This is a genomic window from Marinobacter lutaoensis (assembly GCF_001981305.1).
Lineage (GTDB): Bacteria > Pseudomonadota > Gammaproteobacteria > Pseudomonadales > Oleiphilaceae > Marinobacter > Marinobacter lutaoensis.
Map to the genome: position 1 here is coordinate 251114 of NZ_MSCW01000007.1, position 26721 is coordinate 277834.

Annotated in this window: 29 protein-coding genes and 1 tRNA gene; 10 read left to right on the plus strand and 20 right to left on the minus strand. The window is 64.8% G+C overall.

Annotation, left to right across the window (positions count from 1 at the left end; all coding sequences use genetic code 11):
* Positions 1 to 3: 3 nt before the first annotated feature.
* Entirely contained in the window at positions 4 to 468 is a 465-nt protein-coding gene (trmL, locus tag BTO32_RS10745) for a tRNA (uridine(34)/cytosine(34)/5-carboxymethylaminomethyluridine(34)-2'-O)-methyltransferase TrmL (RefSeq protein WP_076724642.1), read from the plus strand.
* On the opposite strand, the gene BTO32_RS10750 is transcribed toward trmL, so the two are convergent.
* The 8 genes from BTO32_RS10750 to BTO32_RS10785 all read right to left on the minus strand — a co-directional run bounded on the left by BTO32_RS10750 (position 426) and on the right by BTO32_RS10785 (position 8589).
* Positions 426 to 1241, minus strand: coding sequence for a heme ABC transporter ATP-binding protein (locus tag BTO32_RS10750; RefSeq protein WP_076724643.1), 816 nt, complete (start codon positions 1239 to 1241; stop codon positions 426 to 428). The two genes, trmL and BTO32_RS10750, sit on opposite strands and share 43 nt — an antisense overlap.
* Positions 1238 to 2209: a FecCD family ABC transporter permease gene (locus tag BTO32_RS10755; protein ID WP_425435228.1), complete on the minus strand. Its 972-nt coding sequence runs from the start codon at positions 2207 to 2209 to the stop codon at positions 1238 to 1240. The genes BTO32_RS10750 and BTO32_RS10755 overlap by 4 nt, the downstream gene beginning before the upstream one ends.
* Positions 2210 to 2291: 82 nt before the next feature.
* Entirely contained in the window at positions 2292 to 3119 is an 828-nt protein-coding gene (locus tag BTO32_RS10760; RefSeq protein ID WP_076724644.1) for a heme/hemin ABC transporter substrate-binding protein, read from the minus strand.
* Positions 3116 to 4186: a hemin-degrading factor gene (locus tag BTO32_RS10765; RefSeq protein WP_245820316.1), complete on the minus strand. Its 1071-nt coding sequence runs from the start codon at positions 4184 to 4186 to the stop codon at positions 3116 to 3118. Before BTO32_RS10765 ends, BTO32_RS10760 begins: the two co-directional genes overlap by 4 nt.
* Positions 4187 to 4199: 13 nt before the next feature.
* Positions 4200 to 5357, minus strand: a complete 1158-nt coding sequence (locus BTO32_RS10770; RefSeq protein WP_084206833.1) for an HmuY family protein — start codon at positions 5355 to 5357, stop codon at positions 4200 to 4202.
* 3 nt (positions 5358 to 5360) lie between these two features.
* A complete protein-coding gene (locus BTO32_RS10775) occupies positions 5361 to 7376 on the minus strand; it encodes a TonB-dependent receptor plug domain-containing protein (protein WP_245820317.1) in 2016 nt (671 codons plus the stop codon).
* 157 nt (positions 7377 to 7533) lie between these two features.
* Positions 7534 to 8031 carry a protein-export chaperone SecB gene (secB, locus tag BTO32_RS10780; protein ID WP_076724647.1) on the minus strand — a complete coding sequence of 166 codons (498 nt, stop codon included), beginning with the start codon at positions 8029 to 8031 and terminating at the stop codon, positions 7534 to 7536.
* Positions 8032 to 8172: 141 nt separating this feature from the next.
* Positions 8173 to 8589: a rhodanese-like domain-containing protein gene (locus BTO32_RS10785; protein ID WP_076724648.1), complete on the minus strand. Its 417-nt coding sequence runs from the start codon at positions 8587 to 8589 to the stop codon at positions 8173 to 8175.
* Positions 8590 to 8735: 146 nt separating this feature from the next.
* Here BTO32_RS10785 and gpmI point away from each other — a divergent pair, with 146 nt between their 5' ends.
* The 4 genes from gpmI (at position 8736) to BTO32_RS10805 (ending at position 13779) form a co-directional block, all read left to right on the plus strand.
* Positions 8736 to 10283 carry a 2,3-bisphosphoglycerate-independent phosphoglycerate mutase gene (gene gpmI, locus BTO32_RS10790; protein ID WP_076725079.1) on the plus strand — a complete coding sequence of 516 codons (1548 nt, stop codon included), beginning with the start codon at positions 8736 to 8738 and terminating at the stop codon, positions 10281 to 10283.
* An 18-nt stretch (positions 10284 to 10301) separates the two neighbouring features.
* Positions 10302 to 11447, plus strand: a complete 1146-nt coding sequence (locus BTO32_RS10795) for a murein hydrolase activator EnvC family protein (RefSeq protein WP_139339058.1) — start codon at positions 10302 to 10304, stop codon at positions 11445 to 11447.
* 101 nt (positions 11448 to 11548) lie between these two features.
* Positions 11549 to 12946, plus strand: a complete 1398-nt coding sequence (locus BTO32_RS10800; protein ID WP_076724649.1) for a S41 family peptidase — start codon at positions 11549 to 11551, stop codon at positions 12944 to 12946.
* Positions 12943 to 13779 (plus strand): divergent polysaccharide deacetylase family protein, encoded by an 837-nt coding sequence (locus tag BTO32_RS10805; RefSeq protein WP_425435226.1) that lies wholly within the window; start codon positions 12943 to 12945, stop codon positions 13777 to 13779. Before BTO32_RS10800 ends, BTO32_RS10805 begins: the two co-directional genes overlap by 4 nt.
* A 12-nt stretch (positions 13780 to 13791) precedes the next feature.
* On the opposite strand, the gene hisF is transcribed toward BTO32_RS10805, so the two are convergent.
* From hisF to BTO32_RS10830, 5 genes are all read right to left on the minus strand, one after another.
* Positions 13792 to 14565: an imidazole glycerol phosphate synthase subunit HisF gene (gene hisF / locus BTO32_RS10810; RefSeq protein WP_076724650.1), complete on the minus strand. Its 774-nt coding sequence runs from the start codon at positions 14563 to 14565 to the stop codon at positions 13792 to 13794.
* A gap of 10 nt (positions 14566 to 14575) precedes the next feature.
* Complete coding sequence (gene hisA / locus BTO32_RS10815) at positions 14576 to 15313, minus strand: 1-(5-phosphoribosyl)-5-[(5-phosphoribosylamino)methylideneamino]imidazole-4-carboxamide isomerase (protein WP_076724651.1); 738 nt, start codon at positions 15311 to 15313, stop codon at positions 14576 to 14578.
* A gap of 34 nt (positions 15314 to 15347) precedes the next feature.
* On the minus strand, positions 15348 to 15986 hold the full coding sequence (gene hisH, locus BTO32_RS10820; protein WP_076724652.1) for an imidazole glycerol phosphate synthase subunit HisH: 639 nt from the start codon (positions 15984 to 15986) through the stop codon (positions 15348 to 15350).
* A gap of 30 nt (positions 15987 to 16016) precedes the next feature.
* Entirely contained in the window at positions 16017 to 16610 is a 594-nt protein-coding gene (gene hisB / locus BTO32_RS10825) for an imidazoleglycerol-phosphate dehydratase HisB (RefSeq protein ID WP_076724653.1), read from the minus strand.
* 109 nt (positions 16611 to 16719) lie between these two features.
* A complete protein-coding gene (locus tag BTO32_RS10830) occupies positions 16720 to 17181 on the minus strand; it encodes an SRPBCC family protein (protein ID WP_076724654.1) in 462 nt (153 codons plus the stop codon).
* A 208-nt stretch (positions 17182 to 17389) separates the two neighbouring features.
* Between BTO32_RS10830 and BTO32_RS10835 the strand changes: the two genes are divergently transcribed.
* The 4 genes from BTO32_RS10835 to BTO32_RS10850 all read left to right on the plus strand — a co-directional run bounded on the left by BTO32_RS10835 (position 17390) and on the right by BTO32_RS10850 (position 21157).
* On the plus strand, positions 17390 to 19558 hold the full coding sequence (locus BTO32_RS10835) for an AsmA family protein (protein ID WP_076724655.1): 2169 nt from the start codon (positions 17390 to 17392) through the stop codon (positions 19556 to 19558).
* Positions 19558 to 20622 (plus strand): A/G-specific adenine glycosylase, encoded by a 1065-nt coding sequence (mutY, locus tag BTO32_RS10840; RefSeq protein WP_076724656.1) that lies wholly within the window; start codon positions 19558 to 19560, stop codon positions 20620 to 20622. The genes BTO32_RS10835 and mutY overlap by 1 nt, the downstream gene beginning before the upstream one ends.
* A 67-nt stretch (positions 20623 to 20689) precedes the next feature.
* The gene (locus BTO32_RS10845; protein WP_076724657.1) at positions 20690 to 20962 is read left to right on the plus strand and encodes an oxidative damage protection protein; all 273 of its coding nucleotides are present in this window, start codon (positions 20690 to 20692) and stop codon (positions 20960 to 20962) included.
* A gap of 119 nt (positions 20963 to 21081) precedes the next feature.
* A tRNA-Phe gene (locus BTO32_RS10850) sits at positions 21082 to 21157 on the plus strand.
* Between the two features lie 189 nt (positions 21158 to 21346).
* Here BTO32_RS10850 and BTO32_RS10855 read toward each other — a convergent pair.
* The 5 genes from BTO32_RS10855 to BTO32_RS10875 form a co-directional block, all read right to left on the minus strand.
* Positions 21347 to 21754: a PaaI family thioesterase gene (locus tag BTO32_RS10855; protein WP_245820318.1), complete on the minus strand. Its 408-nt coding sequence runs from the start codon at positions 21752 to 21754 to the stop codon at positions 21347 to 21349.
* Between the two features lie 30 nt (positions 21755 to 21784).
* Complete coding sequence (locus tag BTO32_RS10860; RefSeq protein WP_076724658.1) at positions 21785 to 22534, minus strand: NYN domain-containing protein; 750 nt, start codon at positions 22532 to 22534, stop codon at positions 21785 to 21787.
* 142 nt (positions 22535 to 22676) lie between these two features.
* A complete protein-coding gene (locus tag BTO32_RS10865) occupies positions 22677 to 22931 on the minus strand; it encodes a hypothetical protein (RefSeq protein ID WP_076724659.1) in 255 nt (84 codons plus the stop codon).
* An 82-nt stretch (positions 22932 to 23013) separates the two neighbouring features.
* Complete coding sequence (locus tag BTO32_RS10870) at positions 23014 to 23241, minus strand: hypothetical protein (protein ID WP_139339059.1); 228 nt, start codon at positions 23239 to 23241, stop codon at positions 23014 to 23016.
* Positions 23242 to 23382: 141 nt separating this feature from the next.
* A complete protein-coding gene (locus BTO32_RS10875; protein WP_076724661.1) occupies positions 23383 to 24129 on the minus strand; it encodes a ParA family protein in 747 nt (248 codons plus the stop codon).
* Between the two features lie 245 nt (positions 24130 to 24374).
* Between BTO32_RS10875 and rhtB the strand changes: the two genes are divergently transcribed.
* On the plus strand, positions 24375 to 24998 hold the full coding sequence (gene rhtB / locus BTO32_RS10880) for a homoserine/homoserine lactone efflux protein (RefSeq protein WP_076724662.1): 624 nt from the start codon (positions 24375 to 24377) through the stop codon (positions 24996 to 24998).
* On the opposite strand, the gene BTO32_RS10885 is transcribed toward rhtB, so the two are convergent.
* Together BTO32_RS10885 and glcF are read right to left on the minus strand one after the other, a co-directional pair.
* Positions 24995 to 25429 (minus strand): DUF4124 domain-containing protein, encoded by a 435-nt coding sequence (locus BTO32_RS10885; RefSeq protein ID WP_076724663.1) that lies wholly within the window; start codon positions 25427 to 25429, stop codon positions 24995 to 24997. The genes rhtB and BTO32_RS10885 overlap by 4 nt on opposite strands.
* A gap of 81 nt (positions 25430 to 25510) precedes the next feature.
* The gene (glcF, locus tag BTO32_RS10890; protein WP_076724664.1) at positions 25511 to 26719 is read right to left on the minus strand and encodes a glycolate oxidase subunit GlcF; all 1209 of its coding nucleotides are present in this window, start codon (positions 26717 to 26719) and stop codon (positions 25511 to 25513) included.
* Positions 26720 to 26721 lie beyond the last annotated feature (2 nt).

Sequence of the window (26721 nt, forward strand, 5' to 3'; positions counted from 1 at the left end):
CCCGTGTTCCACGTGGTTCTGTATGAGCCGGAGATTCCCCCCAACACGGGCAATATCATCCGGCTCTGCGCCAACACCGGCTGCCAGCTGCACCTGATCGAGCCGCTGGGGTTTTCCCTGGAGGACAAACAGATGCGGCGGGCGGGGCTGGACTACCGGGAATACGCCCGCGTGCGTGTACACCGGGACTACGCGGCGTTTCTGGCGGCCGAGCAGCCGGAGCGGCTGTTCGGCTTCACCACCAGGGGCCAGCGTTACTACCACGACGTCCGGTTTCAGCCCGGCGATTACCTGATGTTCGGCCCGGAAACCCGAGGCCTGCCCGAGCCGGTACGCGATGCGCTGCCGGCGGAGCGTCGGCTGCGGATCCCGATGCGCCCGGACAGCCGCAGCCTTAATCTCTCCAACAGCACCGCGTTGGTGGTCTACGAAGCCTGGCGGCAGGTCGGTTTCACCGGCGCCGTCTGAACTGCGCCCGCCACCGGCACGATCACCGAATACCCCTCGGCCAGGCGCTCAACCCGCGCCTGATAACCATACACGGACGCCAGCATCGACGGCGTCAGTACCTCCTCCGCGGGACCGCTGGCCACACACCGTCCCGCCTTCAGCACCACCAGCCGGTCCGCGAACTGAGCCGCCAGATTCAGGTCGTGGACGATGGCCAGGACGGCGATGCCCTGCGTCCGCGCCAGGGTCCGAACCAGTCCAAGCGCCAGCTGCTGATGCGCGGGATCGAGGGCCGAGGTGCATTCATCCAACAACAGCAGGCGCGGCCCCTGGCTATCGAGAATCTGGGCCAGCACCCGGGCCAGCTGCACCCGCTGCTGCTCACCACCGGACAACGTCGGCATTTTGCGATAACGGAGCCCCTCCAGTGACAGCGCGCTCAGCACCTCCGCAAGGATCGCCTCGTCCGCCCGCCGGTCGCCGCCCGTACGGCCCAGGCGCACCACCTCTTCCACCGTCAGCGGAAAGTTGACCTCGACCCGCTGAGGCATCACGCCCCGCTGCCGGGCCAGAGCACCGGGGGCCCAGGCCGTCATCGGGCGGCCACCAAAATTCAGTTCGCCGGTTATCGGCAGCTCGCCGGCCAGACCACCGAGCAGCGTCGACTTGCCCGCGCCGTTTGGCCCCAGCAGCACCGTGATTTCCCCGGCCGACAAGGTCAGGTCCAGGTCCTCGACCACGGTTTTGCCCGCCAGGGCGACCGACAGCTGCCGGGCTTGCAGAACCGTCATGACACGTTCATCCGAAGCAGGATCACCAGAAAAAAGGGACCGCCGATCAGCGCAGTCATCAAACCGATGGGCAACTCCGCTGGGGCCACCACCACCCGGGCCAGGCTGTCGGCCGCCACCAGCAGGCTGCCGCCGGCCAGGGCGCAAATCGGCAGCAGGGTCCGGTGACTGGCGCCGGCCATCTGCCGCACCAGGTGCGGCACCACCAGGCCGACAAAGCCGATCAGGCCGCTGACGGCCACCGCCGCACCCACGCCGAGCCCCGCGACCAGGATGGCGCGACGCTTGACCCGCTCGGTGTCGAAGCCCAGATGGCCCACCACCGACTCGCCCATCAGAAAGGCGTCCAATGGCGTGGCCAAAGTCTGCGCCATCAGCAACGCCAGCAGCAGCCACGGCCCGGCCACGACCAGGTCATGCCAGGCAGCATGGCCCAGACTGCCCATGGTCCAGAACGTCAGTGACCGAAGCTGTTCGTCATTGGCGTGGAAGGTCAGCAGGCCGGTACCGGCCATGGCGATGGCGTTGATGGCAATGCCGGCCAGAAGCAGGGTCGCCACCGACACCTGACCTGCCCGCCGGGCAATTTTCCAGGCCAGGAACACGGTACCACTGCCCCCGGCAAACGCCGCCAGGGGCAGCGCCCAGGTCTCGGCCAGATGCAGCCAGTGTCCCAGCAGGGCCTCACCCAGCACAATAACGGAGATCGCCGCCAGCGAAGCCCCCGAGGAGACGCCAATCAGGGTCGGATCCGCCAGCGGATTCCGGAACAGCCCCTGCAGAATGGCGCCGGACACGGCCAGCACGGCCCCCACCAGGAATCCCAGCAGGAACCGGGGCAGCCGCACTTCCATCAAGACCAGTCGCGCGGCGGCGTCCTGGCCCGGCTGGCCGGCCAGCACCCGGAGCATGTCGGTGACGGAGATGGGGTAGGCCCCGCTGGAAATGGACACCAGGGCGGCCACCACCGCCAGCGCCACGACCAGTGCCAGCGAGGCGCCGAAGCGCAGCCGACCGGCCGGGTCCAGCAGCTGGCCCGGAAATCGCGGGCTAAGGCGCGAGGACTGCATTGACCGCCTCCAGTGCCTCCGGCAGCCTGGGACCGAAGCCCAGCAGGAACATGCTGTCACCCACGTAGACGCGCTCCCGTTGCCAGGCATCCAGCAGGGCCAGCTCCGGCCAGTCGGATACCCGGAACTGGCCGGCGCTGGCTTCGGCCACCACGATGGCATCGGGACGGGTGGCGATCAGGGCTTCCCGGCTGGCCGGTTTGTAGCCTTCCATGGCCCCCGCCGCGTTGTCGGCACCCAGGATGTCCAGCAGGGCATCGGCGGCGGTGTTGGCTCCGGCCACCATCAGCTGATGACTGCCCGCCACCAGGAGGAACAGGACCCGGGGCGAGGCCCCCCGGTGGCGGATGTCGGCCTCGACCGCCTGCAGGCGCACATCGAAATTCTGTATCAGCCGTTCGGCCTCCGGTTCGGCCGCCAGCGTCTGGCCGATGCGCCGGATCCGCTCCCGCACCTGGGCCAGCGTCCAGGCCACCGGCAGCCGCACCACCCGAACCCCGGCGTTTTCCAGCCGCATCAGGTTGCGCTCGGGGGCCGCCTCCTCGGTGGTCAGCAGCAGATCCGGCCTGAGCGCCAGCACGCCTTCAAACGGCAGAGCCCGCAGGTACCCCACCTTGGGCAGCCGGCCCACGGCCTCCGGATAACGGCTGGTGGTGTCCACGCCCACCAGCCGCTCGCCCTGGCCCAGCGCGTAGACGAACTCGGTGACGGCACCATCGGCACTGACGACCCGCTCTGGCACCGGCTGGGCCCGGACAACGCCGGCCCAAGCCAGTAACAACGCCGCCAACCACACCACCCGCGTCATGACCGCCCCTCCAAACGGGCCACCTGTTCCCGCCACAGCTCGGATTCCGGGATGCCCGGCTTGCGCTCGCCGAAAACCGTCAGGACCAGTTCGCCCTGGCCGTTGAAGGCCTCCACCGAGGTAATCAGGCCATCCACCGACGGGCGGCGGACCACCCACCAAGCCTCGATACCGTCGGTATTGGCGTGCAGTGAGAAGCCGGGGTCCAGCACATTCATCCAGGGCCCGGTGCGACGCAGGTGGCTGACCCGGCCGGTATAGATCTGGACCATGCCCGGGTTACCGACGAAGTACATCGCCGGACAGGCGGCGGCGCGAAGCTGCTCCAGCAGACGGTCCAGCACCGGAAGCTCGCCATCGTTCTCCAGGCGCCGGGCCCATTCCGGCCCCACCCGTTCCAGGGCGGTCAGCCGGTCGACACCATGTTTCTTCAAGAGCGCATGGAAATGATGCACATCCTTCAGCGACGCCCAGTCGGCCCGGAGCGGGGCCAGGGGCACCGCCGCCGGGTCGGCCCGCTCCGGGACGGGGCGGGCCTCCGAGGGCGGTACGGGCCAGGCGTCCGGATCGGCGAAGCGATGCAGCAACTGCTCCCAAGCCGCACCGTCCGTTGCCTCAACCCGGTAGATCTTGTGCACCGCCGTACCGTAGCGGTCGAAGAACTGCAGGCTTTCACGCGGCCCGGAGCGCCCGTCTTCCAACACCCGGAAGCCGTGGCACCACTGGTTGAAGAAGACACGGATGTCGATCTCCCCTACGGCCAGTCCCATGGCCCCGGAACGGCTGGTCTTGAATTCGCCAAACGCCGCCGTGACTTCGTGCACCACTTGGTCATTGCGGGTCAGAATCATCACCGGCCCCACCTGATGCATGGCTTCCAGCAATGTGTCGAAGGCGGGCTTGAGGGGCATCAGGCCCGTCCCCCGCCGCAGGAGCACCAGCGCCATTTCACTCACCCCGAGTTCCGCCGCGGCCTGACGGATGCGCAGGCCTGGATGGGCTTGCTGCAGGGCCTGCCAGCGTTGTTGCAGGTCCCCGTCCTGTTGCTGTGCCGTTGCTGCTTGCATGGTCATACCCCCGTCAGTTCAGCGTCACCCGATGCCAGCGAATGGTGGGATTGCCGCTGACGCCGTCGTCGTCGTAGTAATTGACGATCTGCAGGGCCCAGACGGAGGCCTCCGTCTCGTCGATGTCGGCCTTGATCAGGTAGGTCCGGAAATTGGGCCAGATCTTATGGTTACCCAACAGGTTGTAGGCGTACCAGGTGTGCTCCGAGAACACGCCACCGGTGCTGTCCTGGGCATAGATCTGGGGAACTCCGGGGTCGGCCTCGTAGCTGTCCAGCTCGTCCCAGCCAATGGGGCCCGACGCACCGCCATCGCCGCTGCCGGACGGTCCGCTGTTGCTGCGCAGGTACCAGTTATATCCAGAGAAGCCGACCATGACGTCCCAGGTGTCGCTGGTGTCGCAGTCCACCACCTGCCCCGAGTCAAAGTCGAAGCAGGCATCGCCCCCGTCATAGTCCGCCGGCGGGGTGAAGGTGACCGGCTGATCGGAAAAGGCCACCTCACCGGCCCCCTGTACCGAGAATTCGAACTCGAAATCCCGGATGCCCTGGTTTGCCCGGGTCGGGAAATCGAAGCTCACCACCTTCATCCGCGCAAAGCTGTTGCCTTCAGCGGATCGCACCAAGTAACCAATATCGCTCAGGGCGCTGATCTGCCCCGTGCTGTAGTCGTAGCTGGACCAGGTTTCCCAGCTCCCGAACGCGGACTGAAGGCCGTCGGTCTGCCATGCCGCCGGGGCCTCGAACGGGCCCAGCAGGTGTTCCAGCTCGGAACTGGCGCTGGCGTTGGTGAAGACGTTCTCATCCGGGTCGCCGTTGTCCTTGTAGAAATCGTCCTGGGCCACGGCCAGGGCACCGCCGACGTTGCCAGTACCGGACTCCCCCCCGTTCAGGTTGAAGGTCAGGCGACTGGCCTTCAGGTGCCAGGTATCGCTCGGATCTACCAGTTCGCCGGTCTCGAGGTTGACATAGACCTCATCGCTGGCGGCAGGCAGGGTTTTCTCGACCATGCCCTCCGGCAGTCCGGTGTTGTCCGACGTCAGTCCGGGCTCATTGTCGCTGCCGCCACCACAGCCGGCCAGAGCAAGCACCGCAGCCAGTGGCAGCCAGCGGGAGGTCACACAGGGGTTCTTCATGATGCATTCCTTTTTGTACAGGTTGACATGACTCATGGGTTAATCACCGAACGCCGCGGACACGCCGGCGTAGAGGAAACGTCCCGCCACCGGCCGGAAATCCGAGCTGTCGGAAAAGTCCCGCTGCGCGTCGGTGACGTTGTCGATACCGGCGAACAGCCGAAGCCGGTGGTTGATCTGGTAGTTGAGTTTCAGGTCGGCGGCCGCGTAGCCGGGGGAGCGGCTCGCCTCGGCGGCGTCCACGTATTCCGAACTCTGGTAACGGACGCGAACGGACCAGGCCAGGCCCGGTACCGGCAGGGGCCCGTCCAGGGCCAGACGGGCCTGGTGCCTGGGTCGATGGGTGAGTTCATGCCCGGTCTGCTTGTCCCGGGTCCGGGTCAGGGTGTAGCCGGCCACCGCGCGCCAGTGTTCGTCAAATTCCCAGCCGGCCGTGGTTTCCAGGCCCCAGGTCTCGGCCTCGGCCACGTTTTCGTATCGGTACACCGCCCAGTTGCCCTCGGGGTTGTCCACGGCATCGAGCAGCAACTCGGTCTGGATGAGGTCGTCAATGTCGTTGTAAAACAGGTTGCCCTCCAGCCACAGCCGATGCCGGTAGTGAAGGCCGCCACCGAACTGATAGCTGACGGATTGCTCCGGACGCAGTGCCTCGTTGCCATGGACGACGTAGCCCAGGGAGCTGTGATCGAACCGGTAGTGCCGTTCCTTGAGATTCGGGGCCCGGTAGCCGGCACCCACGCCACCGCGCAGGAAGCTGGTGAGGTCCCGGGAATGGCGGAAATCAAACCGGGCATTCACCTTCGGCGCCAGATGGTGGCCAAAATCCGTATCGTGCTGGGCCCGAATACCACTGACGATTTCCAGATCGGACAGGGGCATCCAGGTGTCCTGCAGCCACAATTCGTGGGTTTCATGGGCAAAGGTGCCGCTGCCATCCAGTTCGGAATCCCCGTCCTTCATTTGCTCCAGGGTATTCCGCTGCAGGTCCAGCCCCGCCAGCAGGTAGTGTTCGTCCCCGAGCGGCGCGCCGAGATGCGCAGAGCCGCGGGTCAGGCTCTGCTCCGATTCCCGGATGTCGTATTCGCGGTTGACCGAGAACTTGCGGGAGTCGTCGGACAGATCCTCCCGCAGCAGCGCCCAGCCTCCGCTCAGCCCGGTCGCGGCCCCATGCTCGCCCTGCACCACCCAGCGCCAGCGCCGGACCTGCTCATCCTTGCCCAAATCCACCGGGTTCTGGGGATTCTCCTCGACAAAACGGGAGTTGCTGTCTTCTTCGAAGCGGCCAGCACTGACAGCCACCCGGTGTCCCGCGGCCGGGATCCAGTCCAGACTGGCCCGGACGTCGTGCCGGTCCACCTCGTCACCCGGGCGGGCCCAGGTGGTGGGTTCCGGGTCGACACCGTCGGTATGGGTGCCGGCCACCGCCAGGCGGGCGGCCAGGTGGTCATTGCCCCCCTCAACACTGGCCCGGCCGCTGTAGCGCCCCAGGTCCCATTCACGCCCGGAGGGGTTCTGCTCGCCGTAGCTGCCGCCGTCGATCGTTGCGCTCCCGCGCCAGCCGGGTTCGATTCGCCGGGTGATGACATTGACGACACCGCCGATGCCGGCACTGCCGTACTGGGCGGATACGGCCCCCTTGACGACCTCGATCCGCTCAACATCAAGAATCGAGAGCTGGCTGACATCCACCGCCGAGCCGGTGGTTGCGGTCATCGGCAGGCCGTCGACCAGAACCAGGACCCGGTCGGCTTGGATGCCCTGCATCCAGACCTCGTAGCCGGATTTTCCATGTACTTCGCGCAACTGCACCCCAGGCACCGACGCCAGGGCTTCCCTGACGTTGCGGGCATGGGTCCTGCGCAACTCCTCCGAAGTGACCACTTCGGTCCGCACCGGCGTTTCGAACAGGGTTTCCTCCGTCCGGGTTCCGGTCACGACCAGCTCATCCAGATAGCCCACCCGGCTGGCATCCTCTGCCCAAGCCGAAGCCGGCCCCCAAACCGCCACCGAAGTAAGCACCGACAGCGCGGTCATATTCTTGGTCAGACTGTTCACGGGTCACGCACCCTATTTCTAAATCTTAATGATAACGATTATTATTATTTTTCATTTGCCAATCAAGCCCCATGTGCACAGACAAGCAGGCACAAAAAAACCGGCCGAAGCCGGTTTTCTGGAAAGCCGTCGCGGCGGGAGCCGCTCAGGGGGGGAATCAGTGGGTCTGGGACTCGCCCTTGGCGGCCTCGCCGGCCTCTTCCTGCTGCTTACGCTTGAGCGCCTGGGCGTAGATGGCGTCGAAGTTCACCGGCGCCAGCATCAGGGCCGGGTAGCTGCCCTTGTTCACCACGTTATCGATGGTTTCACGGGCGTACGGGAACAGGATGGTCGGGCAATAGGCCCCCAGCATCTGCCCCAGCTGCGGCCCCTCGATGCCATGCACCAGGAACACGCCCGCCTGCTGCACCTCAACGATGTAGGCCACTGTGTCGCCCAGTTTGGCGGTGACCGTCAGGGACAGCACCACCTCGTACTGATTGTCGCTGATTTTGGTGTGGGCGGTGTTCAGATCCAGGTTGACCTGCGGTTTCCACTGCTCCTGGAACACCAAAGGCGCGTTGGGGGATTCAAAAGACAGGTCTTTGACGTAGATCCGCTGCAGCGCGAATTGCGGCTGGGTCTGATTGCCCGCGGCTTGCTGGTTGTCAGCCATGTTCAGTCCTTTACGTTCTCGTTCGTGGGCCCCGGGCCCATTGTTATCGAAATGTCATTGCCGGTCACAGTGTAACGCTTGGCCCGACCGGCTTATGTGAAACAGTGCGGCAGAACGCGGCCGAGATCAAGGTCCGCCCCGTTACTTCTTCACCAGCGGCAGATTGCTGGCTTTCCAGTCGGCGATGCCGCCATTGAGACGGACCACATGGGAAAAACCCTCCGCGTTCAGCTGCTTGACCGCCATGGCGGCATGCTGGCCCATCTTGTCGACCACGATGATCTGCTTGTCCTTAAACTTGCTGAGTTCCGTCACCCGGCTCTTGAGACTGGCCAGGGGAATGTTGATGGCACCGGTGATGCGGCCTTCGTTGAAGTCCTTGCGATCCCGGATGTCGACCACCACGGCTTCGTCCCGGTTGATCAGGCTGACCGCCGCCTGGGCGGAAATCTTGGCGCCGCCACGACGGGATTCCAGGATCAGGATCGCCACCAGGAAGGCCACGAACAAAGACACAAGGATGTAATGATTGACGACGAATTCGAACAAGCGGTCCATGAACTTATCCTGACAATTTGTTTGGGCGCGATTATACACACCCGCAGGCAGTCACAGAAGGACACAACATGGCCTGCACAAATGAAAACGGTTACAATCTGGGCTTCTTTCCGTATCAAGCCCAATCCAACCAACCGGATGACGTGATGACCGCGACGCGCAAGCCGACTGCACTGATTATCCTGGATGGCTGGGGCCACCGCGACCCCGCCGAAGACAACGCCATCAGCCGGGCCCGGACCCCGTTCTGGGATCAGTTGTGGGCCCAGCAGCCCAAGACCCTGATCAACACCTCGGGCATGTTCGTGGGGCTGCCCCAGGGCCAGATGGGCAACTCCGAGGTCGGCCACATGAACCTTGGGGCCGGCCGGGTGGTCTACCAGAGCCTGACGCGCATCGACAAGGACATCGAGGACGGCAACTTCCAGCACAATGAGGTGCTCTGCGCTGCCATCGACAAGGCCGTCGGCAGCGGTCGCGCCGTCCACCTGATGGGCCTGCTCTCGCCCGGCGGGGTCCACAGCCACGAGGATCACATCCTGGCCGCCGCCGAGCTGGCCGCCAGCCGGGGGGCCAAGGCCGTCTACATCCATGCGTTCCTGGATGGCCGGGACATGCCGCCGCGGAGCGCCCGCCCCTCCCTGGAAAAGGCCGCCGCCAAACTGAAGTCCCTGGGCGTGGGCCGAATCGCCACCCTCGTCGGTCGCTACTACGCCATGGACCGGGACAATCGCTGGGACCGGATCGAAGCGGCCTACAACGCCATGGTGCTGGGCGAAGCCGAATTCACGGCGGCAGACCCGCTGGAGGCACTGGATCAGGCCTACGAGCGCGGCGAGAACGACGAGTTCGTCAAGCCGACCCTCATCCGTGCCAACGGCGAGCCCGACGGCCTGATTCACGATGGCGATACGGTGCTGTTCATGAACTTCCGCGCCGACCGGGCCCGGGAAATGACCCGCGCCTTCGTGGAGAAGAGCCTCGAAGGCTTTGCCCGTCGCAAGGTCCCGGAGCTGGCGGAGTTCGTGATGCTTACCGAGTATGCCGCAGACATCCAGGCCGCCTGCGCCTACCCGCCCGAGCAGCTCACCAACGGCCTGGGCGAGTATGTCTCGAAGCTGGGCAAGACCCAGCTGCGGATCGCCGAGACGGAGAAATACGCTCACGTCACCTTCTTCTTCAACGGCGGCCTGGAAACCCCGTTCGAGGGCGAAGACCGGATCCTGGTGCCGTCTCCGAAGGTGGCCACCTATGACCTGAAGCCGGAAATGAGCGCTCCGGAGGTCACCGACAAACTGGTCGAGGCCATCCGCAGCGGCAAGTACGACCTGCTGATCTGCAACTACGCCAACGGCGACATGGTCGGACACACCGGCAAGCTGGAGGCGGCGATCAAGGCCGCCGAATGCCTGGACCTCTGCCTCAAGCGCGTGGTCGAGGCGCTGGACGAGATGGGGGGCGAAGCCCTGATCACCGCTGACCACGGCAACTGCGAACAGATGACCGACCCCAACTCCGGCCAAGTGCATACCGCCCATACCGTTGGCCCGGTACCGCTGGTCTACACCGGCCCCCGCCAGGTGCGCCTCAAGGACGGTGGCAGCCTCAGCGACGTGGCGCCGTCCCTGCTGACACTGATGGGGCTGGAACAGCCCGGGGAAATGACCGGGCACAGCCTGGTCGAACTGTCCTGACCCGGCCTCAGCCTCGCCTTGAAGGCACTCCGCATTCCGGTGCTAGCCCTCAGCCTGTTGCTGGGGGCGCTATCGGTGGCCGCGCCGCCGGACACCGACGTCACCCCCGAGCAGCTGGAAGACCTGCGCGAACGCATCGGAGCCATCGACAAGTGGCTGGCCGAGGCGGAGGAGGATCGCTCCGCCCTGGAGCGACAACTGAGCGCCACCGAGCGTCGCATCGGCCAGCTGACCCGGGAGCGCCGAGCGCTGCGCCGGCAGATCGAACAACAGCAGCAGCGCCTGCAGCAACTCGAACAGGAGGCGGCCCGGCTCAGTGACACCCTTGAACGCCAGCGCGACAGCCTCCGCCAACAAATCCGCGCAGCCTGGATGGAGGGCGACACCCCCGCCCTCAAGGTCCTGCTGAACGAGGCGGACCCAAGCCGCATCGCCCGGACCCTGACCTACTACGAATACCTCAGCCGCAACACCGTCGAGCGCCTGGAAGCCTTCCGCCGCAGCCTGGCGGCCCTGAAGCAGACCCAGACCGAGGCACAGGCCACCCGGACCCACCTGGCCGAATCCGAGCAGGACCTGGCGCGGCGCCAGCAGCAGCTGAGCGCGACCCGCCAATCCCGCGAACGCACCCTGGCGGCGCTGGAAGCCGACATCCGCAGCCGCAGGAACCAGCGCGACGAACTGGAGGCCGACCGCAAGCGCCTGGAGGCGCTGCTGGAGGAAGTCCAGCGCGCCATCGCCGATATTCCCGCGCCAAACGAATCACAACCGTTTGCCTCGCTCAGGAACCGCTTGCCCTGGCCGGTCCAGGGCAAGGTGATCAGCGGTTTCGGGGACCGCTACGCGGACGGCAAGCTGCGCCGTACCGGCTTGCTGATACGCACCGCCGAGGACGCCCCGGTCAAGGCCATTCACTATGGTCGGGTGGTGTTCGCCAACTGGCTGCGGGGGTTCGGCCTGATCACCATCATCGACCACGGCGACGGCTACATGACCCTGTACGGCCACAGCAGCAGCCTGTTTACCAGCCCCGGCGACTGGGTCGAGGCCGGCGAGACCATCGCCCTGGCCGGGCGCACGGGGGGAACCGAGGAACCGGTGCTCTATTTTGAAGTGCGCCACAACGGCAAGCCGGACAACCCCAGGCGCTGGCTGGCCCGTTAGCGGACCGGCTCGGCAAAGGCTGACAAACGCAACGGCGGACGCCATACTGTCTGGCATTGAACGCATCCGCCAAACGACTGGAAACCATACGGGATAGGTGAATGAAACGGGTAAGAAGTACATTTCCTGCAACCACACTGCGCACCCTCGCCCTGGCCACCTGTTTCATCCTACCCTCCGGGCCGACCTGGGCCCAGGACGACGCCGGGGACATGCTGGATAACCTCCAGCGGGGCGAACGGGTCGAAATCACCCTGCCCGACCCGGAAACCCAGCTGCCGCTGGAGGACCTGCGCAAGTTCACGGAAGTGTTCAGCCGCATCAAAGACGCCTATGTCGAGGAAGTGTCCGACAGCAAGCTTCTGGAAAGCGCCATCAAAGGCATGCTGTCCGATCTGGACCCCCACTCCACCTATCTGACCCCCAAGGACTACGAGGAGCTGGAGGAAAGCACCTCCGGTGAATTCGGAGGCCTGGGCATCGAGGTGGGCATGGAGAACGGCTTTGTCAAAGTCATCGCCCCGATCGACGACACCCCGGCCCAGAAGGCCGGCGTCCAGGCCGGGGACCTGATCATCAAACTCGACGAGCAGCCGGTCAAGGGCATGTCGCTGGAGGAAGCCGTCAACCTGATGCGCGGCAAGCCCGGCACGGTCCTGAAGCTGACCATCATGCGCGAGGGCGAAAGCGCACCGATCGAGATCGACGTGACCCGGGATATCATCAAAGTGACCAGCGTCAAGAGTCGCCTGATCGATGACGGCTACGGCTATGTCCGCATCACCCAGTTCCAGGCCGAGACCGGGCGCCAGTTCGCCAGTGCCCTGCAGGCGCTGAAGGAGGCGCACGGCGGCGACCTGGACGGCCTGGTCATCGACCTGCGCAACAACCCCGGCGGTGTCCTGCAGGCAGCGGTTGAAACCGCCGACGCGCTGCTGGACAGCGGCCTGATCGTCTACACCGAAGGGCGCATCCAGAGCTCCCGCCTGCGCTTCAGCGCCAAGCCCGGCGATCTGGTCGCGGGCACCCCGATCGTCGTCCTGATCAACGGCGGCTCCGCCTCCGCGTCGGAAATCCTGGCCGGCGCCCTGCAGGACCATCAGCGCGCGGTCATCATGGGAACCCAATCCTTCGGCAAGGGCAGCGTCCAGACCGTCATCCCGCTGGACGAAACCCATGCCATCAAACTGACCACGGCCCGCTACTACACCCCGAGCGGCCGCTCCATCCAGGCCACCGGTATCCGCCCGGACATCGTGGTGCGTCCGGCGGAGCTGACCGAACTGGACAGCCGCCCCTTCTTCACCGAGGCCGACCTCAGTGGTCATCTGCAGGGGCAGGACGAAGGCCAGGCACCGGAGGAGTCGATGGCGGCCGATGACCCGTCCGCACAACCGGCCGATCGGGACTACCAGCTGCGCTCTGCGCTCAACCTGCTCAAGGGTCTGCACATCCTGAACCGGAAAGCACCGGACGCCGGCAAGGAAAGCAACGAGTGAGGGAATTCCGAACCCTGCTGCTGGCGGCGCTCGGCCTGCTGGCCAGCGCCACGCCCCCCGCCCTGGCCCGCGACACGGAGCGGGCCGTGCCCCCGACGATCGCCATCATCATCGACGACATGGGGCACAACCTGGAGGAAGGGCGCCGCCTGGTGGCGATGGACCAGCCACTGACGCTGGCGTTCCTGCCCTACCGCCCCTTCACCAAGCAGCTCGCCAGCCTGGCGCACCAGCAGCACAAGGAAATCATGCTGCACGCCCCCATGGCGAATACCCGCAACATCGGCCTGGGCCCCGGGGGCCTGACCCCGGACATGGACGAGCAGACCCTGGCCGTCACGCTGCGCCGGGCACTTCAGTCCATTCCCTATGTCAGCGGCGTCAACAACCACATGGGCAGCCTGCTGACCCAGCAACTGACGGCCATGGACTGGGTCATGAAGGAGCTGTACAAGTACCCGGTGTTCTTCGTGGACAGCCGTACCATCGCCTCGTCGGTGGCTGCCGACGTCGCCCGGGCCTACCGGATACCGACCCTGAGCCGGGACGTATTTCTGGACCATGAACAGACCGAGGCCTTCGTCGACCGCCAGTTCAAGCTGCTGATCCGGCGCGCACGGGAGAACGGCACGGCGATCGGCATCGGCCACCCCCACAAGGTGACCGTGGACTATCTGGAGAAGCACCTGCCGGAACTGGATGCCCAGGGGATTGCCATCGCCACCGTCAGCGGCGTCTGGGCCATTCGCAATGACAATCGGGAAATGTTCGCGGAAGGCGAAAAGCAGGCCATCCGGCCGGCCTATGCCCACACGGATTCAGGCGTGAACTAAAAGGCCCGGGACTCAGTCCCGGACCTCGATGCCCTGGGCCTTCATGAAGGCCTTGGCTTCGGGAATGGTGTGCTGGCCGAAGTGGAAAATGGACGCCGCCAGCACGGCATCCGCGCCGCCCTTGGTGACCCCGTCCGCCAAGTGCTGCAGCTCGCCAACGCCGCCGGAGGCAATCACCGGCACCGCCACCGCGTCACTGATGGCGCGGGTCAGGCCCAGATCAAAGCCTATCTTGGTTCCGTCCCGGTCCATGCTGGTCAGCAACAGCTCACCGGCGCCCAGCTCCACCATCCGGCGCGCCCACGCCACGGCATCGAGCCCGGTGGGCTTGCGACCGCCATGGGTGAAGATTTCCCAGCGGGGCGGCTCGCCATCGGCACTGACCTGCTTGGCATCGATGGCCACCACAATGCACTGGCTGCCAAAGCGGTCGGCCGCTTCGCGCACGAACTCCGGATTGAAGACCGCGGCGGTGTTGATGGACACCTTGTCGGCTCCGGCATTGAGCAGCCTGCGGATGTCCTCGACGGTGCGCACGCCACCACCGACGGTCAGCGGAATGAACACCTCGGCGGCCATGCGTTCTACCGTCTCGTAGGTGGTGTCCCGGCTCTCGTGGCTGGCCGTGATATCGAGGAAGGTGATCTCGTCGGCACCCTGCTCATTGTACCGGCGGGCCACTTCCACCGGATCTCCCGCGTCCCGGATGTCGACGAAGTTCACCCCCTTGACGACGCGCCCCTTGTCCACATCCAGGCACGGAATGATGCGTTTGGCCAGTCCCATGGTCGCTCCCTCAGCGCTTCAGGCTGTCGCAGAAGGCCTGGGCTTCAGCCACATCGAGGGTACCCTCGTAGATGGCCCGGCCGGTGATGGCACCGACAATGCCTCGGTCCGCCACCGACGCCAGTCGCCGGATGTCGTCCATGTTGGTGACCCCCCCGGAGGCGATTACCGGAATGCCGCCCTGCTCGGCCAGCGCCGCGGTGGCCTCCACATTCACCCCTTGCATCATGCCGTCGCGGCTGATGTCGGTGTAGACGATGGCCTCGACGCCATCGTTGGCAAAGCGCCGGGCCAAGTCCACCGCCTGCACCTCGGAGACTTCCGCCCAGCCATCCGTGGCGACCCGCCCGTCCTTGGCATCCAGGCCGACGATGATGTGGCCGGGAAAACGGCGGCACATCTCCGTCACGAAGTCCGGCTCCTTGACCGCCTTGGTGCCAATAATCACCCACTGCACCCCGGCGTTCAGGTACGCCTCGATGGTCTCGACGGAGCGGATGCCGCCGCCGATCTGAATCGGCAGATCCGGGTATTTTCGGGCGATGGCCTGGACGATCTCGCCGTTCACCGGCTCGCCGGCGAAGGCGCCGTTCAGGTCCACCAGGTGCAGGCGGCGGGCACCGGCCTCCACCCAGCGGGAAGCCATGTCCACGGGGTCGTCACCAAAGACGGTGGAATCGTCCATCCGGCCCTGGCGCAGGCGGACGCATTTACCGTCCTTGAGGTCGATGGCGGGAATAATCAGCATAGGGCAATGTCCGTGTTGTTCGTTCCGGTGGCCGTCAGTTGCCGGACCACTCCACAAAGTTTTTCAGCAGTTGCAGCCCCGCCCGGGCACTTTTTTCCGGGTGGAACTGCACGGCGAAGATGTTGTCCCGGGCAACCGCGGCCGCCAGATCGACGCCATAGTGGGCGCGCCCGGCCATGTCCGGGTTGCCGTCGGCCTCGGCGTAGTAACTGTGCACGAAGTAGAAACGGTCGCCGTCGGGAATTTTGTGCCACAGGGGATGTGCCTGGGTCTGGAACACCTCGTTCCAGCCCATGTGCGGCACTTTCAGGCGCTCTCCTTGCTCCATCAGGCGGTCGCCGAAATAGCGGACTTCCGAGGGGAACAGGCCAATGCCGTCAACCCCGCCGTTCTCCTCGCTGCGCGCCATCAGCGCCTGCATACCAACGCAGATTCCCAGAAACGGGCGATCCCGGGAAACCTCCCGGACCAGGGCATCGACGCCCAGCCGGCGGATCTCGGCCATGCAGTCACGGATGGCCCCCACCCCGGGCAGGATGACATGATCGGCCTCGCGGATGTGGTCGGCGTTGTCGGTCACCAGGACGGTGACGTCCGGGGCAACATGCTCCACGGCCTTGCGGGCGGAGTGCAGGTTACCCATGCCGTAGTCAATGATGGCGACGGTTTTCATAGGTCAGTGAGAGGTCCTGTCGATATCGGGTTACAGCGCACCCTTGGTGGACGGGGTGATCCCGGCCATGCGCTCGTCCATTTCGATGGCCATGCGCAGGGCACGGCCAAAGGCCTTGAACACCGTCTCGATCTGGTGGTGGGTGTTTTTGCCCTTCAGGTTATCGATGTGCAGGGTCACCATGGAATGATTGACGAAACCGTGGAAGAACTCCTCGAACAGGTCCACGTCGAAGCCCCCCACGGACGCGCGGGTATAGGGCACATCCATGGACAGCCCGGGGCGGCCGGACAGGTCGATCACCACCCGCGACAGGGCCTCATCCAGCGGCACATAGGCATGGCCGTAGCGACGAATGCCTTTCTTGTCGCCCAGTGCCTGTTTGAACGCCTGACCGAGGGTAATACCGATGTCCTCCACGGTGTGGTGGTCGTCGATATGCAGGTCGCCCTTGGCCACGATGTTCAGGTCGACCAGCCCGTGACGGGCAATCTGGTCCATCATGTGTTCCAGGAAAGGGACACCGGTATCGAAACTGGCCTTGCCGGTGCCATCGAGATTGATCTCAACCGTGATCTGGGTTTCAAGGGTGTTGCGCTCTACCCGAGCCTTGCGTTCGGCCATGGAGACTCCGTTATCAGTAACCGGCGGGACTGCCGTCGACTCTTTGAGTGCGGATTATACCGATTCTGGACAGCGGAGTCCCGCAACGGTCACTATCGGAGCAATAGCGTCAGAACGCCTTCTTGAGGTTGCTCATGTAGGTATCCACGAGGCTGTTGAACTCGTGCTTGATGACCGGACTGATGGCCAGCTTGAGCAGGCTGGGCAGCGGTACCGTCAGTTCCGCGCTGGTCTGGAACCGGACGGCGGTCACCGCATCGCCCTTGGCCGTGAGGGTCCAGGAACCCCGCACCACACCGTTGCCCTCGCCGGGAATCGGCTCCCAGGTGATCCGGCCGGCGTCCTTGTTCGCGACATAGCGACAGGCGTACACGGACTGAATCGCGTGCTTGTCCACGCCCACCTTCTCCATTTCCCAGCGGTAGCAGTTGTCACCCAAATCCGTCAGCTTGTCCACTTTCGGAAAGTGGCTGGCGGAACGCGGCACATCGGCCAGCAGCTCAAAGACTTCGTCATACCCCGCGGGCAGTTCAATATCCCGGTTCAACTCGATCGACACAGTGATCGCCACAGCCTACTCCTTCTTGTCCTTATAGACGCATGTTCCCGGCAGCCGGAACCGCGCCGCTCAGTAAAATCAGACTCCATATTCTGTACCAACACTACCGCATTGTCATATTCCCGCGCTGTTAATTTGTTAACCCTGCGTTATCCTTGCCGTTATCCGCCCGGGTAGGCACCTGGCCCCCCCAAGTTCACCGGAAAAGGACGCCTTGACCATGAAAGCTGTGCGCTACCTTTTGATCGCCATCGTCGCCATTGTCATGCTCGCCGTGCTGGCTGTGGCCATCGCCATGGCGGTGATCGACCCCAACGACTACAAGCCCCAGATCGAGCAGGCCGTTGAGCGGCAAACCCGCCTGGACCTCCAGCTCGAGGGCGACATTGGCTGGTCCCTGCTGCCGCTCGGCCTGGAACTGAACGACGTCAACGCCACCCTCGAAGGTCAGCGTTTCGTGGCGCTACGCCAGCTGGTCGCGCAGGTTGACTTGTGGTCCCTGATCACCCTGTCCCCCCGGGTCCACACCTTCGTGCTCGACGGCCTGGAAGCCAACCTGGAGGTGAACGCCCAGGGTGAGGGTAACTGGACCCGGATCATGAAGCCGGAGAGCGGCGCCCCGGCCGCTGCCACCGAGACCACCGCCGGAACCGACACTCCGGTCGAGGAAACCGGCGAGCGCCGGCCGCTCGACTTCAACGTGGAAAACGTGGAAATCCGCGATGCCCGGGTCCACTACCGGGACCCGGCGGCTGGCCAGTCGGTCACGCTGGACGGCTTCTCGCTCACCGCCAGTGACATCACCCTGGGCTCCGAATTCCCGCTGGCCATCCAGTTCCAGGTAAGCACGACCAACCCCGACCTGACGGTGGAGGGTCACATCGATGCCCGACTCGCTGTCAACGAGGCACTGAACGACTTCACCGCCTCGCAGCTGCAGGCCACCTTCGACCTGACGGGAGAGCCGTTCGCGGGGAAAACCGTCCGTGCCGAGCTCAGCGGCGCCACGCAGGTTAACCTGGCGGCGGAAACCGCCCGTCTGTCCAACCTCAAGGCCAGCCTTGCCGACCTGACCCTGACCACCGACCTGAACATCCAGGGCTTCGGCGACAACGCCGCCCTGAACGGCTCGCTGGCAATTCAGGAATTCTCCCTGAAGAACCTGCTCTCAGCACTGGGCCAGGCTCCGATCGACACCCGGGACAACGATGTCCTGAACGCCCTTGCCCTGTCCACCGACATCGGCGGCGCAGCGGGCAAGGTGGCCTTGAACAACCTGACCCTGAGGCTGGACGACACCCGCTTCCAGGGCGGCGGCCGCTACACTCTCGCCGACGGCGCGCTCGTCTTCCGCCTGCAGGGTGACCGGCTTGACGCCGACCGCTACCTGCCACCTGAACCCACGGCGACCGACGACACCCCAAACACCGAGGCCACCGCCACGGCCCGCTCAGCATCGGAGGACGCCGAGCTGCTGCCGCTTGAGACCTTGCGCTCGCTGCGGCTGGACATCGACTTCGGCCTGAGCCAACTGGTGATCAGCCATCTGACCATCGACGACCTCAAGGCCAGCCTCCTTGCCCGCAACGGCGTGCTGAAACTGGATGAGTTCGGAGGCAAGCTTTATCAGGGCGGATTCACGGCCAACGCTACGCTCGATGCTCGCAGCGACACCCCAAGTTGGAACCTCGCCTCCAGCGTGACCGACGTTCAGGCCCTGCCGCTTTTGCAGGATCTCGCCGACATGGACCTGCTCGCCGGCGGCGCCAACCTGGAGCTCAAGCTCAACAGCCGGGGCAACCGCCTGTCCACCTTGCGGGAAAACGCCGACGGTCAGGTACGTTTCAATCTTGCCCAGGGCGAGTTCCGGCGCATGAACCTGACCCACATGGCCTGCCAGGGCATCGCCCTGGTCAACCAGGAATCACTGACCACCACCGACTGGGGCAGCACCACGCCGTTCAACGACATGAACGGCACCCTCGTCATCAAGGGCAATACCCTGAACAACACCCAACTGGTCGCCTCCCTGGCCGGCATGAAGCTGGAAGGCCAGGGTACCGTCGACCTGGCACGCAGCCACCTGGATTACGAGGCCGGCCTGCGCATCGTTGGCGAGGTGCACCGGGACCCGGCCTGCCGGGTCACCGAATACGTTGAAAACGTGGTGATTCCCGTGGAATGCCGGGGCAACTTCACCGAGGACCCAGCCGGTCTGTGCTCCTTCGACGGCTCCCGTTTCCGCGACACCCTGAAGACCATCGCCGCGAACGCCGCCAAGGCCAAAGCGAAGAAGGAACTGGAAAAAGCCAGGAGCAAGGCCGAGGACAAAGTCAAAGAAAAGCTTGAAGACACACTGGGAGATAAACTCAAGGGCCTGTTCCAATAATGACCGACCGTTTCGCCGAGCAACTGCTCACCTGGTACGACCAACACGGCAGGCACGACCTGCCGTGGCACCACGACCGCACCGCCTACCGCGTCTGGGTCTCGGAAATCATGCTCCAACAGACCCAGGTGGCCACCGTCATCCCCTACTACGAAACCTTCATGGCCCGGTTCCCGGACGTGGAAACCCTAGCCCGGGCCCCGGTGGACGACGTGCTCAGCCACTGGTCCGGGCTGGGCTATTACGCCCGGGCCCGTCACCTGCACAAGGCCGCGCGCCAAGTCGTGGAACAGTTCGGCGGTCGCTTCCCCGAGGATCCGGAGACCCTGGAGACCCTGGCCGGTATTGGCCGCTCCACCGCCGCCGCCATCGTGGCCCAGGCCTACGGCCGGCGAGCCGCCATCCTCGACGGCAACGTCAAACGGGTGCTTGCCCGTTACCATGCCGTTCCCGGCTGGCCGGGCCAGACCCGCGTGCTCAACCGCCTGTGGACGTTGGCGGAAACCCACACCCCGGAACAGCGGGTGCGGGACTACACCCAGGCCATCATGGACCTCGGCGCCCTGATCTGTACCCGGAGCGCCCCCCGCTGCGATGCCTGCCCGGTGCGCAGCGGGTGCGAAGCGCGGGCCCGGGGCGCAACCGGCCGTTTCCCGGAGCCCCGTCCGAAAAAGGCCAAACCGGAAAAGAGCACCTGGATGGTGATCCTGGAAGACCGGGACGGCCGCATCCTGCTGGAGCGCCGCCCCCCTACCGGCATCTGGGGCGGACTCTGGAGCCTGCCCGAGCTGGACCCGGCCTACACCGCCGAAGAGCTGCCCCACGCCTGCCTGAGCGAGCTGGGGCTGGCGTGCTCCGAGGCCACACTGATCGGTGCCTTCCGCCATACCCTTAGCCACTACCACCTGCACATACAGCCGGCCCGCCTGACCGTGCTCGCCCAGCCCCCCATCGCCGAGCCGGCCAGGTTCCGCTGGCTGTACCGGGACGAAGCCCTCACCCTGGGGCTGCCGGCTCCGATCCGCGGCCTGCTCACCGAACCCGAACAGGCCGCCCTGCTCTAGCCGCCCCCCATCGCCGGGGTCGATCTGGTATGATCCCGGCTGGTTGCCAATCGATACAGGAGCCGAGATGAGCCGCACCGTATTCTGTCGCAAATACCAGAAAGAGATGGAAGGCCTGGACTTCCCCCCAATGCCCGGCCCCAAGGGCCAGGACATCTACGAGAACGTCTCGAAACAAGCCTGGGAAGAGTGGCAGGCCCAGCAGACCATGCTGATCAACGAAAAACACCTGAACCTGATGGACCCGAACAACCGGAAATACCTCCAGGCGCAGATGGAACGCTTCTTCAACAACGAGCCTTTCGACAAGGCCGAAGGCTACGTTCCGCCGGAAAAATAACCTGCTTCGACACCGGCGTCGGGGCCTTGAAACGATGCGGATTTTTTTTGCCGGACGGCCTTGACTCGCCCCATCGAAACCGGTTTAATAGCGCCCCGTTGCAGCGCAGCACGCAACACGCCCGGATAGCTCAGTTGGTAGAGCAGGGGATTGAAAATCCCCGTGTCGGTGGTTCGATTCCGCCTCCGGGCACCATCCGAATTCCCTGACAAAGCCCGCCTTGTGCGGGCTTTGTTGCTTCTAATGCCCGCGAAATGTCCTCGTCTCTTTTTTCTCCCGTTGTCAGGAGATTGACTCGGCGGCCGGTGTTCCGTCATCCCCGGGCAGAAATCAGGGTATCGCGAGGCCCGCAGGGCCCATGCGTTGCGGTTTTCCTGATTCCGATCAGTCGCCGACCTTTCGAATGGTCCCCAGGGCAAACGCCACCGTGCGCCGTTCTCCGTCCTGGATTGCGATGACTTCGCACTGACATACGGCCTGGGATTTTCCGGACGACAACACGGAGGCCTGGGCGACCAGCGTGTCGCCGATACCGGGGCGCAGGTAATTGATCTTGTACTCGGAGGTGACCGAGTCTCCCAGGAGCGACCCGCCAGCGTACGTCAGTGCATTGTCGGCCAGGTAACTGATCACGCCGCCGTGCACAAAGCCGTGCTGTTGTTTCAGCGAGTCGTTGATGGCCAGGGACAGCACCGCCTTACCGGGCTCGAACACCTCCAGCTCGGTGCCCAGCAGCATGCTGAACGGTTGGCTCTTCAGGATCTTCAGACCAAGCTCGAAGAGTTCTGTCACGGTATGTCTCCTTGTATCGGGCGGGCTCCCCTACCCCTTCTTCCCCGTTGCCGGCCGGTAGGCCCGGATGCCACCGCCGCCCGGCGCCTTCTGCGTTTCGAAGTAATCGCTCAGGTCGGAGAAGAGATCGGAGAATTTTTTCGCCCCGTAGGTGCGGGGGTCAAAGTCGGACTTGGCGCGCTTAAGGAAAGAACCGGCGGCGGAGAGCGTGGCCCAGCCCTGGTCATCCTGAACGTGGTCCCAGGCACGGCGAAGCAGGCGGACGATCTCGGGAGCCTTGGTGGGGCCGGATTTCTGGGCCGGCCGGGCGGTTTCCGCCAAGTCCTCGGCCGGATCGAGCGAGAGATTCTCTGTAAACAGGAAGTCGTCACAGGCATTCCGGAAGGACACGGGGGTTTTCTGTTCGCCGAAGCCGAACACGTAGATTTCGTCTTCCCGTAGCCGGGAGGCCAGTTTGGTGAAGTCGCTGTCGCTGGAGACCAGGGCAAAGGCATCGAATTTCTTCGAGTACAGCAGGTCCATCGCATCGATGATCATCGATGCGTCGGTGGCGTTCTTGCCCCGGGTATAGGCGAACTGCTGGACGGGCTGAATGGCCAGCTCGTTCAGTGTGGTCTTCCAGTTTTTCAGGGTATCGGCCGACCAGTCTCCGTACGCCCGTTTGGTCACCACGTGGCCGTGGGACGACAGCTCCTCCAGTATCAGCGACAGCTTGGAGAGCTGGGCATTGTCGGCGTCAATCAATACAGCAATTTTCTTGTGTTGATCCAGGTCTTTCATGAGTCATCCCGGTGTCTTGCGCCTCGGCGGGCCGGCGAACGCCAGCCACAACCACCCGACCCCATACTACGGTTTTTTCCCCGGACTCTCGAGCCGGATCCAATCACATCGCATGACGGGCGCGGGCAGACACCAGGACGAATCAGTGCAGGTCGCTGCCGGGCTTGCCGCAGATTTCCCACTGCTGAATGTTGCCGTCGAGATCAAAACGCACGTAACCGGCAAAGCCGTCGGCGTGCATCCAGGTTTTCACATAGCCCAGGACTCGGCCATCCTTGCCGCACAGGTCGAAGGTTTCCTTGTTCGGGTCCGGCTCGGCTCCGGGCTCGGAGGGGTGCGGCTGGATGGTCAGCAGGGGGTCATCAAGGGCGAACAATGACAAGTGGCGGGCGTTCATGGGAGCCTCCTGTTCAGGAAAGGGTTACATAACGTAACAACCGCACTGTAAATCATGTCACGTCGGAAAAAACTGAGCCGGGTCAGTTTTCCATCACAGCATAGCCCAACAATATGTCCAGATAATGAAAGGCGGCGCTTTGGCTGTCGCTGCGGTAGAGCACGGCGTCTCCGGGGATGTGAACCTCGAAGCGCCGCGGTGAGAAAAACCCGCTTGCATCCCGGGTCCCCAGGGCGACCACTTCCACGCCCTCACCCTGCCAGACGGTCTGTACGGCAAGGGACTGCACCGCTTCCAGCATGATCGACACGTCGTTTCTCCGCTCATCCAGAAAACGCCGGGGGCTGTGTGCCCGGCCAGGAATGACCGAATCCCCCGTTGCCGGGGCGGTCCGCAGAGGCATTCAAACGAAAAGGAATGACAGTTTGATGACCCGACGCCCGGGTATCCGCTACCAAAGGTCCTCGCGAATACGCTGCCAAAGTCGCCGGAAACTTTCTGCGGCAGGGGTGTTGGGCGCCAGCACTTCCAACGGCTGTCCCTGCTCGCCCATCTGTTCCACCACGCTGGCGTAGGGAATGGCCACATCGAGCAGCCGCTCAATGCCTGGGTCGGAGGATTCGGTCAGTTCCCGGTGCAGCTTCTTCCGACGGTCCACCAACGAGAAGTAAGGACGCAGTTTCTTGGCGGGCAGCTTCTGGCTTTTGACGAATGCCTGCAGTTGCTTCCAGCTGTTCAGCGACAGCCAAGTGGGTACCAGCGGGACATAGACGCGGTCGGCCAGCTCCAGCACCTGCTCGGTGAGCCGGGACAGCGTGGGGGGACAGTCCAGCACCACCAGGCTGGTTTCCTCCGAGAGCGGAGCCAGCAGCTTCTTCAGGGAATGGCTGCCCTCTTCGTCCTGGTTCAGGCGAATGTCGAAATTGCGGAAACTGGGGTGGGACGGAATCACATCGAGGCCGGGATACACATCATCGTGGACGAAGCGGGCGATGGGCGCCTTGCCCTCCAGCAGGCGGGACAACTTGCGGCCCTTGACCGGCTGGGCGCCGGCAAGATAGAAGCCGGCCGCCCCCTGGGGGTCCAGGTCCCACAGCAGGGTGGCCACCTGGTCACGGCTGGCAAGGTACGCGATGTTGACGGCCGCGGCCGTTTTGCCCACGCCGCCCTTGGGGCTGTAAAAGGCGATGATTCTCATCGAACCCTGGCTCCGTCTCTGTGCTCGAAGAAACACAACAGGGTAGCAGGTTCGGCCCGACGGGATGTGAAGCTTTTGTGTCAACGGCGGAAGAGACGGCCGGCCGGGCCCGGAAAACCGCCGGCGTGGACGTTCAACCGCCATTTGAATCCCGCCGGGCATGGGTACAGAATGTACCGTTGACGCGACGCCGTTCACGTCGCGACAGAACCCAGCCCCCAGCGCCGTATTCAGGAGTCCAGGTCATGACCCTCACCCTCTGGCTAACCTTCCTCGTGGCCGCCGTCCTGATCAGCCTGTCGCCAGGCGCCGGGGCGGTGAACACCATGAGCAACGGGCTCAAATACGGGGTCCGGCGGTCCCTGCCCGCGATTCTCGGCCTGCAACTGGGCTATGGCGCCCAGATCCTCCTGGTGGGCGCGGGGCTCGGCGCGCTGGTCGCCTCCTCCACCACCGCGCTGCTGGTCATCAAGTGGCTGGGGGTGGCCTACTTGGTCTGGATGGGGGTGCAGAAGTGGCGGGAACCGGTGCATATCGCCAACACCACCGGCTCGGCCGTGGTCAGCCACCGCCAGCAGTTCTGGCAGGCAGCCCTGGTCAACCTGACCAACCCCAAGGCGACGGTGTTCTTGATCGCCCTGTTTCCCCAGTTTCTGGTGGCGGATGCGCCCCACGGCCCGCAGCTGCTGACCATGGGGATAACTCTGATCGCGGTGGACTGCCTGGTCATGCTGGGCTATGCCCTGCTGGCGAGCCAGCTGTTCCGGTTCCTGACCACGCCCAGCCGGCAACGGCAAATGAACCGGCTGTTCGGCGGCCTGTTCGTGACCGCGGCCGTGGCCCTGGCCAGCTTCAAGCGCGCGGCCTAGCGCAGCACGCATTCACGGCTGTAGGCCTGACTCAGCTCCCGGCGCCGGGCCCGCAACCGGTTGCCCCGGTCGTTCCGGTAGCCCGCGCGCAGTTGCGCCTGCACCTGTTCCAATTTCCGCCGGTACCCGTCACACGGGTCCGGCTCCGGTTCATCCGCCACCGCCGGCCGGTCCGGCCTGCCGGGTCGGTCGCCGTCGGACAGCAGGCGGCTGACATCCTGGCGGGTTTCGGTAACCCGGCGGGATGCCTCCAGATTGTCAGCCATGGGCACGGTGACGGTGGGTGACAGGGTGACGGTCTGGTGGGACCGGCCCGGCGGCCGGTCCGAAAAATGCACCGAACCGCGGCTGTCGATCCAGCGGTAAACCTCGGACTGGGCCGTGCCTGGCAGCAACAGGCACGACAGCAGCAGAGCCAGCATCCTTGGCATCGTATTCCACTCCCTGTGGTTCGTCGGTTGTCGCCCCGGAGTATAGCGTCGGTGCCTGGGCCGGGCCAGGCGCCGGCCAAGTCAGGCGTCCAGCAGTTCGATCCAGTGCTGAACCGGAACCGGAGCACGGCTTTCCAGATGCATCTGGCAGCCGATGTTGGCGGTAACGATACGGTCCGGGTTGTCCACGGTCAGTGCCTTGAGCTTGTTGTCCAGCAGGCGCTGGCTCAGGTCCGGCTGCAACACCGAATAGGTACCGGCGGAGCCGCAGCACAGATGCTTGTCCCGGGTTTCCGCCAGGGTCACGCCGGCGCGTGTGAGCACCTGCTCCACCACCCCATTCTGTTTCATGGCGTGCTGCAAGGTGCACGGGCAATGGAATGCCACCTTGCCGGGATCCCGCCCGACCCGGAGCGTTTCCAGATCCTGCTTGAGCAGGAAGGCGCCGAGATCGATGCACAGCTCGCTGACCCGGCGGGCTTTGGCGGCGTAGACCGGGTCGTCCTTGAGCAGATGACCATAGTCCTGAACCATGGCGCCACACCCCGAGGCGGTCATGACGATGGCCTCGGCGCCGGCCTCGATGGCGGGCCACCAGGCATCGATGTTGCGGCGCATGCGGTCGAGCCCCCGCTCGTGTTCGGACAGGTGGTAATTGACCGCGCCGCAGCAACCGGCCTCCGTAGCCTCCACCAGGGTAATGCCGAGCCGGTCGAGCACCCGCGCCGCCGCCGCATTGGTGTTGGGTGTGGCCGAAGGCTGCACACAGCCGGCCAGGCCCAGCACGATGCGGTTGTGACGGGCCGTCGGCCAGGGGCTGGCGTGTTTGCGCGGCGGCACCTTGGTTTTCAGTGCCGGCGGCAGCACCGGCCGAAACAGCTGCCCCAGACGCAGGAGCACTCCGAACAGGTGCCGGTTGGGCAGCACCCGGGCCAGCGCCCAGCGCAGCCAGCGGTCTCGGGGCTGGCGCGGCACTTCCCGCTCGATCAAGGCGCGGCTGATGTCCACCAGGCGCCCGTACTGCACCCCGGAGGGGCAGGTGGTTTCGCAACTGCGACAGGTCAGACAGCGGTCCAGGTGCTCCCGGGTTTTCTCGGTCACCGGCTCGCCCTCGAGAAACATTTTCATCAGATAGATGCGGCCGCGCGGTCCGTCCCGCTCATCGTTCAGTTCCTGATAGGTGGGACAGGTGGCCGTGCAGAAGCCGCAATGGACACACGCCCGGAGGATGGCTTCGGCCTCCCGGCCCTCCGGGGTATTGGCGAATTGTTGAACCAGATTCGTTTGCATAA

Bases quoted from the DNA above. Each gene is read 5' to 3' on its own strand.
- hisF (WP_076724650.1), bottom strand. From the start codon at position 14,565: ATGGGACTGGCCAAACGCATCATTCCGTGCCTGGATGTGGACAAGGGG.
- rhtB (WP_076724662.1), top strand. From the start codon at position 24,375: ATGACCCTCACCCTCTGGCTAACCTTCCTCGTGGCCGCCGTCCTGATC.
- glcF (WP_076724664.1), bottom strand. From the start codon at position 26,719: ATGCAAACGAATCTGGTTCAACAATTCGCCAATACCCCGGAGGGCCGG.
- BTO32_RS10760 (WP_076724644.1), bottom strand. From the start codon at position 3,119: ATGACGCGGGTGGTGTGGTTGGCGGCGTTGTTACTGGCTTGGGCCGGC.
- BTO32_RS10835 (WP_076724655.1), top strand. From the start codon at position 17,390: ATGAAAGCTGTGCGCTACCTTTTGATCGCCATCGTCGCCATTGTCATG.
- hisB (WP_076724653.1), bottom strand. From the start codon at position 16,610: ATGGCCGAACGCAAGGCTCGGGTAGAGCGCAACACCCTTGAAACCCAG.
- BTO32_RS10875 (WP_076724661.1), bottom strand. From the start codon at position 24,129: ATGAGAATCATCGCCTTTTACAGCCCCAAGGGCGGCGTGGGCAAAACG.
- mutY (WP_076724656.1), top strand. From the start codon at position 19,558: ATGACCGACCGTTTCGCCGAGCAACTGCTCACCTGGTACGACCAACAC.
- BTO32_RS10785 (WP_076724648.1), bottom strand. From the start codon at position 8,589: ATGGACCGCTTGTTCGAATTCGTCGTCAATCATTACATCCTTGTGTCT.
- BTO32_RS10800 (WP_076724649.1), top strand. From the start codon at position 11,549: ATGAAACGGGTAAGAAGTACATTTCCTGCAACCACACTGCGCACCCTC.
- BTO32_RS10845 (WP_076724657.1), top strand. From the start codon at position 20,690: ATGAGCCGCACCGTATTCTGTCGCAAATACCAGAAAGAGATGGAAGGC.
- BTO32_RS10750 (WP_076724643.1), bottom strand. From the start codon at position 1,241: ATGACGGTTCTGCAAGCCCGGCAGCTGTCGGTCGCCCTGGCGGGCAAA.
- gpmI (WP_076725079.1), top strand. From the start codon at position 8,736: ATGACCGCGACGCGCAAGCCGACTGCACTGATTATCCTGGATGGCTGG.
- BTO32_RS10770 (WP_084206833.1), bottom strand. From the start codon at position 5,357: ATGAGTCATGTCAACCTGTACAAAAAGGAATGCATCATGAAGAACCCC.
- BTO32_RS10765 (WP_245820316.1), bottom strand. From the start codon at position 4,186: ATGCAAGCAGCAACGGCACAGCAACAGGACGGGGACCTGCAACAACGC.
- secB (WP_076724647.1), bottom strand. From the start codon at position 8,031: ATGGCTGACAACCAGCAAGCCGCGGGCAATCAGACCCAGCCGCAATTC.
- BTO32_RS10860 (WP_076724658.1), bottom strand. From the start codon at position 22,534: ATGAAAGACCTGGATCAACACAAGAAAATTGCTGTATTGATTGACGCC.
- BTO32_RS10865 (WP_076724659.1), bottom strand. From the start codon at position 22,931: ATGAACGCCCGCCACTTGTCATTGTTCGCCCTTGATGACCCCCTGCTG.
- hisA (WP_076724651.1), bottom strand. From the start codon at position 15,313: ATGCTGATTATTCCCGCCATCGACCTCAAGGACGGTAAATGCGTCCGC.
- BTO32_RS10885 (WP_076724663.1), bottom strand. From the start codon at position 25,429: ATGCCAAGGATGCTGGCTCTGCTGCTGTCGTGCCTGTTGCTGCCAGGC.
- hisH (WP_076724652.1), bottom strand. From the start codon at position 15,986: ATGAAAACCGTCGCCATCATTGACTACGGCATGGGTAACCTGCACTCC.